Source organism: Albidovulum sp., from assembly GCF_049646345.1.
GTDB lineage: Bacteria > Pseudomonadota > Alphaproteobacteria > Rhodobacterales > Rhodobacteraceae > Albidovulum.
This window is the reverse complement of the sequence record NZ_JBARVQ010000835.1, coordinates 1-6,287: the sequence shown is the minus strand read 5'-3', so window position 1 is coordinate 6,287 and position 6,287 is coordinate 1. Positions and strand designations below refer to the sequence as shown.

Here is a 6,287-nt window from a genome sequence, read left to right as displayed (position 1 = left end):
TTGCCCGCCAGTGTCGCCCGACACGCGGGGGAGATGAGCCCCAAGAAGATCGAGGACAGCGGGCGGTGCGACGTCCGGCGAAACGCCCCAACGCCCGGAGTGAACGGTTGTCACGGCGCGCAGGTTGACCTGCCGAACCGGATCGATTCCTGCCAGCCGCGCGAAGTCGCTGACACGCAGGAACCGCTTTCCGGTTCGGCGCCAATCGAGGAGGACACGTTCATGTTCATCATCGACATCAAACGCCTCGAAGAGTGCGCGCAGGAGGTCTGGCGACGCGGTATTGACGTCGATTAGACCGCCGACATCCTGCAGACGAAGGTGGATGACTTGCGCCCCGCGCCGAAAGTCCAACTCGATAGTTTCAGGAGTGGGTTGTATCTGGTCGATCACGAGTTTCAGCAAGTCGCGATTGAGGTGCTGAGATTGCGTCAGCGCAAGGTTTGACGCATATCCTTGTACGCGCGCGCGTTGAAGATTTCCGGCAACAACGAGAAGAAGGGCAATGATCGCCAGCGAAGACAGAACGGCAATCAGTGCGAAACCGCGCCGCGCCCGGCTGCGGCATTCGCCTGGGCCAGTGTCGCGGAAAATCCAGCCGTGAGACGGGCGGCCAATGTTCTTCTTCATTGCGGAGCCTATGTGGTCATGGCGGTGGTGGCAGGAGTGGATTTCACTGTTCTTCTCCTGCCGACCCTCGGTTTGGCCATATTGCTGATCTGGGTCAGTGTTGTCGATATCGAGCGCCTTGAGATCCCCGATATCGCCTCGTTGATGATCGCACTAGGCGGGTGCTGGCAGCTCTTCGGTCAATCCCGTGTCGTGGTCATCGATGCAATTGCAGCTGCCCTTCTGTGGTCGGCCGCCTTCTGGCTGACTGCGCGGGCCTACGAAAAGTTCAGGGGCTGGCAGGGGCTCGGGTTCGGCGACGTGAAACTGATGGCCGGGCTCGGCCTATGGCTCGGCCTTGAAGGCACGACATATTGTGTTCTCGCCGCGTCCCTGTCGGGCATCCTGTTTCTCGCGGGGATGCATCTCTTTCAGCTTGGGAACTATGCCACGATCGCAACATCCCGGGTTGCATTCGGGCCGTTCCTGTGTCTTTCCGGTTGGGCGGTCTGGCTGAGTGGGAGTAAACTGCTTTGACGAATTCACGACACGAAACCCTCTCCCGCCAGGCGGGTGTGACGATCCTCGAGATTCTCATCGTCCTGACCATCATAGCCATGGTCGCGGCCGTCGTCGGTCCCCGGCTTATCGGCTATCTCGGCAAGGCAAAGTCCGAAACCGCCTCATTGCAGATCAAACAGATCTCCGACGCTGTCGAACTTTTCTACATCGACATGGCGCGCTATCCGTCGAATGCCGAGGGACTGGCAGTGCTTATGTCAGGACCGGCGGGAGAAGCCGCCTGGGATGGACCGTACCTGACCTCTGGGGACGGTTTGACCGATCCCTGGGGGCGCCAGTATCTCTACAAGGAACCCACGGATGGTGGGACGTTTTCGGTGCTCTCGTTAGGCCGAGACGGCAAGGATGGTGGCGCTGGCGAAGACGCCGACCTGACCAGGTGACGTCACGGTCCAAGCAACGGGTGTGCCGTAAACTCCGGCCAATCCGGCACCGATCCTTCTCCGATTTCGATGCGCACAAGCGCCGGTAACTGGCCGGAATCGGGCCACTCCGACAGCCATGCGGGCGGGTCGTCGTCGGGCGCAAAGTAGCTGATCGAGACCTTCCCGACGTCGCGTGCGAGAACGCCTTGATAAACCTGTATCTCCGTTCCCCCATCATCAATCGACGCGGCGGACAGTGTGACAGTACCCTCTGTCTCGGCGATCGTCACGACGAGCGCGGCAGCGTCGGGCGCGAATGGTGTATCGGACATGGTGGTGAAGGTGAGATGGTCCCCTGCCCCCACGAACTGGTTCGGAAACGGCGTCAGCAGCGATTGCGGGGCCATGTTGGCAATCCAGTGGCGGAGGCGCGCGCGCAGCGCCGCGGATTCGACAACGGCTGGGTCAGCTCGTGACCGATCGAGCAGACGGATGCTGAGGCCCAGGCTGCCCGAGAGCCCCGCCGCGATGAATGCAAGCAGGGCAAGCGCGATCAGCATTTCGAAGAGGCTGAGACCGGAGCGCCCCTTCATGGTACGGGTCCCCCGGCGGATCGCACCCCTTCCGCCGTTCCTATGATCTCTCCGTCCGTGCGTTCCACAGTGACAACGGCCCACCACAGGTCGCTACCCTCTGCGACACCAGGCCGCGTTTCGACCCTCGTGATGACGGTCCAGTCGCGGTAGGTATCCTGAGTGGTCCCGGGCGTGATCTGGTCGGAAAGCCCCAGCCGCTCAAGACGGGAGATCGCGTAATCCTCCGCCATGAGTTTTTCCTCGTACCGGGCCGCCGCGCGAAGCATCCGCGACTGCCCCGGCAGAATTGTCGCCAGAACGATCGACATGATCGCGAAGGCGACAAGAACCTCCAGCAGCGAATATCCTGCGGATCGGCTGCACCTCATTCGGCATCGCTCCGAAGCTGTCCGGTCAGCGGATCGAGCGTAAGCGTCGTCTGCTGTTCACCGATCCGAAGACAGATGTTTGCTGCAGACGCGGTGCCATCGGGAAAGAAGGTCAGCGGGACCGGCGCCCCCGAACAGGTGGCGTCGTTTACCTCGACGACCACCGCACGCGCGTTCCGGACAGCACGGACTTGCGCCCGGGCAGCCTCGGCCGATTTTTCGGCGATCAGTTCCTGTAACCGGAACGCCGGTGATGGCGGACGAAAGGCCCGCACGGAAGCAAGAAGAACCAGCGCCATGATGCCCAGCACGACGAGCGCCTACAGAAGCGTGAACCCTGCCCGTGCGGATGCCGATTCAGAACGCAATGTCGTTCATGTCCATGATCGCCGAAATCGTCGACAGAATGATCCCGCCCACCCCCAGTCCGATCGCCAGTGTCAGGACCGGCGTGATCATCTGCATGGCTCGCGCGAGTGTCGCCGAGCTGGACTGCGACAGATGATCGGCCGCTTTTGCCACAGCGGATGGCAGTCTGTCACTTTCCTCTCCGGTCTGGATCAAGATCTTCACCATATCGTCGACGAGCCAGCTCTCGCTCAGCGCCGTCGAGAGTTTGCCGCCGCTTTCGATCTCTTTCCTGCATTGCGCGAAGAGCGCCTTGAACTGTTGCGATCGGCAGATGTCCCGGGCGTTGCCAAGCGCGGTGGGCAAAGGTGTGCCGCTCGTCAGCATCATGCCGAGTGTCCGAAGGGCCCGAAGACTTTCTTTCTGGCGCAGGAAAACGCCGAGACCCGGCAACCGCAGCGAAACACGACCGAGCATCACTGTCAGCGGGGAACGGAACGCTGTGAAGAGCGCCCCAAGGAACAGGAAAACAACGAGAATGATCACCCAGCCATCAAGCAAGACTGTCCGGATTGCCGACATCACCTGCAAAGTCACCGGTGGGGCGACGCCTGCGGAAGAGAAGACCGGCAGAAGGGTCGGGGCGAGGTAGAAAATCACAAGCGACACAACAGCCGCCGACATGATGAGAAGCAGGACCGGATAGATCAGGGCCGAGCGCAGTTCGCCCCTGAGCTTCGCTTCGGATGAAAGGAAGGCCGCGATGTCGCGCGTGACTTGAGGTAATCGGTTTGCCGCCTCGCCCATGGCAATGAGGTCCGACAGCCTTTCGGAAAAGGCGGGTGACACCGAGCGCATCGCGGCGGCGAGGGTTTCGCCCCCCTCGACGCGCGTTTCCATATCCGCCACCGCGCGCCGCAACCGTCGGTTCCTTGTCTGCCTTTTGCAGAACGCCAGCGCACGGGACAGCGGAATCCGTGCGTCCAACAGGGTCGAGAATGCAGAAAAGAAGTTCTCTATGTCCTTCTCACGCACACTTGGCGATGAGCCGAAGAAGCGGATGTCGCGGTTCCACCAGGGAATATTCTCCTCAGCCGGTCGCAGATCGAGCGGCGTCAATCCCTTTTGCACCAGCGCGTCGAGCGCCGATGGCTCATTCTCGGCGTAAAGATCGCCGGTCACCGTTTCCCCGGTCGATGCAAGCGCCTGATAACTGTAGCTGGGCATGGTGGGACACGTCCGTAACGTTGCCTTTGTTTTTCCTCTCATTCCACGATGCGATGACCGGTGCCAGGATCAACGATGCCGCCGCTCACCAGCCCGTTCGCGCCGCTGATCCGGCTACGCAACTCGGTTGTGATCGCAGAGGCTTCCTGACCGTTGCGGATGACTCGGGGGGAGATCAGGACCAGCAGCTCGGTCTTGCCGATCGTGTCCTTACGGTTGCGGAACAGTGCGCCGATGACGGGGACATCGCCCGCACCTGGCACTTTGGAATTGGTCCGGTTCCGGTTCTCCTCGATCAGCCCGCCGAGCGCGATGGTTTGACCGTCAGTCACGGCCACACTTGTCTTGATCTTCCGCTGCGAGATGGTCGGCGAGTCGATCCCAGATGTCGTTGTGTCCGATACCGTGCTCGCCTCCTGCTCTATATCGAGGATGACCTGGCCGGATTTCGACACGCGCGGTTTGACCGTGAGGATGATGCCGGTGTCGCGGAATGAAATTGTATTGACAACGGGGGCATTCGCATCGCCGGTATCCTTGACCTGCTGTGTGGCGATCGGGACCTGGTCGCCGATCTGGAGCCTTGCTTCCTGGTTGTCGAGGACGAGCAGGCTTGGCGACGATACGACGTTCACATTGGTCACCGATGACAGGGCGTTGAGCGCGACCGCCGAGGACGAGCCCTGGAACACGAAGGAAAGACCCGGGAAGGTCGATCCGACCGACCCGTTGGACGCGTCCGAGAACGTGCCGCCAAAATTACCGTTCTCAAAGAACCACCGCAGGCCGAATTTCAGCTCATCCGTCAGCGTAACCTCGGCGATGGTCGCTTCAAGCAGCACCTGGACTGGTGCCGAATCCAGCGATTGGATCAGCCGCGAAAAACTGTCCTGCTCGCTGTCGTTGCCCCAGACGATGACCGAGTTCCGGGCGTCATCGGCCACAACACGCGGTGTGCCCTCGACGGTTCCCGTTTCTTCAGACGCCACGTCCTGGATCATCGCCGTCAGGATCGGTTCCAGTTCGGACGCGCCGCGGTTTTGAAGTGAATAGACGACCGGGCGGCGGCGGGCGCCGCCGGCGGTGCGGTCAAGATCACGCACCCATTTTTCAGCCTCGGGCAGATAGCTTGACCGGCTGGTAATGACGATGATGGCGCCCAGACGCTTGGATGGAACGAAGGTCAGGACGTTCTGGAGGCTGCCGCCGTCGCCGGTCTCGAAGATCAGGTTCAGCTCCTCGGCAACCGCCTCGGGCTCCGCAGCCTTGAGGCGGAAGAGACCGACAGATTTGCCTTTAAGCACGTCTACATCGAAGAGATTGACCGCGTCGATAGCCGCATTGATCTCGTCCCGGGTGCCGGAAATAAGGATGATGTTGCGCTGCGGAATAGCGTCGAGCTTGACCGTCGATCCCGCGATAGGTTCGAGGAGCCGCAGCATCTCGGCCGTGCCAATATACTGCAAGGGGACGGCCACGATCCGGTTGCCGACGCCGTTTGCCTCCGAGATTGGCGACACGCGGCGGGCGGAGCCACCGAGCGGCACGATCGTAAATAGATCGCCGGAAACATCGAGCGTCGCGCCGTTCAGTTCGAGGATCGTCTGGAAGGTCTCGATCAATGCCTTTTCGGAAAGGGGCCGCGTTGTCTGCAGGGTCACCGCGCCCGACACGTCCGGCTTGATCGCGTAGTTCTTCTTCAGCGCATCGCCCAGAACAGCCTTGGCCGCCTGTTCGATGGGAACGTCAATCAGATTGAGGGTGATCTCTCCCTGGTCAGAAAATTGATAGAGTGGTCCGCGTGACGCCCGGTCGGTGTTCAGGAACTCGTTGGATCCGACAATGCGGCGCTCTGCGGTCGAACCGTCGAGAAGGGCGCTAAACCGTTGCCCAAGGGACGAGCCGGACGATCGGCCACCGCCCTGATTGGCAAGCAACCGCGATCCGCCATGCCCGCCTTCCGGCGCCTCGCAGGCCTGAAGGAAGGACACCAGGGCGAGGACCAGCCCGAGGAAGAAAGAGCGCCGGATGATCATTGTTTGTAAAGTTCCATTCGGATTGATTGCGTATCGTGTGAAATCACTACCCAGTCCGCCCCGATCTCTGAAAGGGACCAGGTGACGAGGGATGCCCCAGCTTTGTGGCTTTCGCTCAAGCCGTCCTCGGCAGCGATCAGCGCGGACGGAGTACCG

The 6,287-nt window shown here is 61.2% G+C and carries 8 protein-coding genes; 3 read left to right on the top strand and 5 right to left on the bottom strand.

What is annotated here, in order from left to right; translation table 11 throughout:
• From WBB85_RS21925 to gspG, 3 genes are all read left to right on the top strand, one after another.
• Positions 1-297, top strand: a 297-nt coding sequence (locus tag WBB85_RS21925; protein WP_432640694.1) for a hypothetical protein, incomplete at its 5' end; no start/stop codon positions are given.
• Between the two features lie 174 nt (positions 298-471).
• A complete protein-coding gene (locus tag WBB85_RS21920) occupies positions 472-1,146 on the top strand; it encodes a prepilin peptidase (protein ID WP_432640693.1) in 675 nt (224 codons plus the stop codon).
• Positions 1,143-1,574: a type II secretion system major pseudopilin GspG gene (gspG, locus tag WBB85_RS21915; RefSeq protein ID WP_432640692.1), complete on the top strand. Its 432-nt coding sequence runs from the start codon at positions 1,143-1,145 to the stop codon at positions 1,572-1,574. Before WBB85_RS21920 ends, gspG begins: the two co-directional genes overlap by 4 nt.
• A 2-nt stretch (positions 1,575-1,576) precedes the next feature.
• Here gspG and WBB85_RS21910 read toward each other — a convergent pair whose 3' ends face one another.
• The 5 genes from WBB85_RS21910 to gspD all read right to left on the bottom strand — a co-directional run.
• Positions 1,577-2,149: a prepilin-type N-terminal cleavage/methylation domain-containing protein gene (locus WBB85_RS21910; RefSeq protein ID WP_432640691.1), complete on the bottom strand. Its 573-nt coding sequence runs from the start codon at positions 2,147-2,149 to the stop codon at positions 1,577-1,579.
• Positions 2,146-2,520 carry a type II secretion system protein gene (locus WBB85_RS21905; RefSeq protein ID WP_432640690.1) on the bottom strand — a complete coding sequence of 125 codons (375 nt, stop codon included), beginning with the start codon at positions 2,518-2,520 and terminating at the stop codon, positions 2,146-2,148. Before WBB85_RS21905 ends, WBB85_RS21910 begins: the two co-directional genes overlap by 4 nt.
• Positions 2,517-2,831: a hypothetical protein gene (locus tag WBB85_RS21900; RefSeq protein ID WP_432640689.1), complete on the bottom strand. Its 315-nt coding sequence runs from the start codon at positions 2,829-2,831 to the stop codon at positions 2,517-2,519. Before WBB85_RS21900 ends, WBB85_RS21905 begins: the two co-directional genes overlap by 4 nt.
• Positions 2,832-2,877: 46 nt before the next feature.
• Complete coding sequence (locus tag WBB85_RS21895; protein ID WP_432640688.1) at positions 2,878-4,095, bottom strand: type II secretion system F family protein; 1,218 nt, start codon at positions 4,093-4,095, stop codon at positions 2,878-2,880.
• A gap of 38 nt (positions 4,096-4,133) precedes the next feature.
• A partial coding sequence (gene gspD, locus WBB85_RS21890) for a type II secretion system secretin GspD (protein ID WP_432640687.1) occupies positions 4,134-6,287 on the bottom strand: 2,154 nt, incomplete at its 5' end.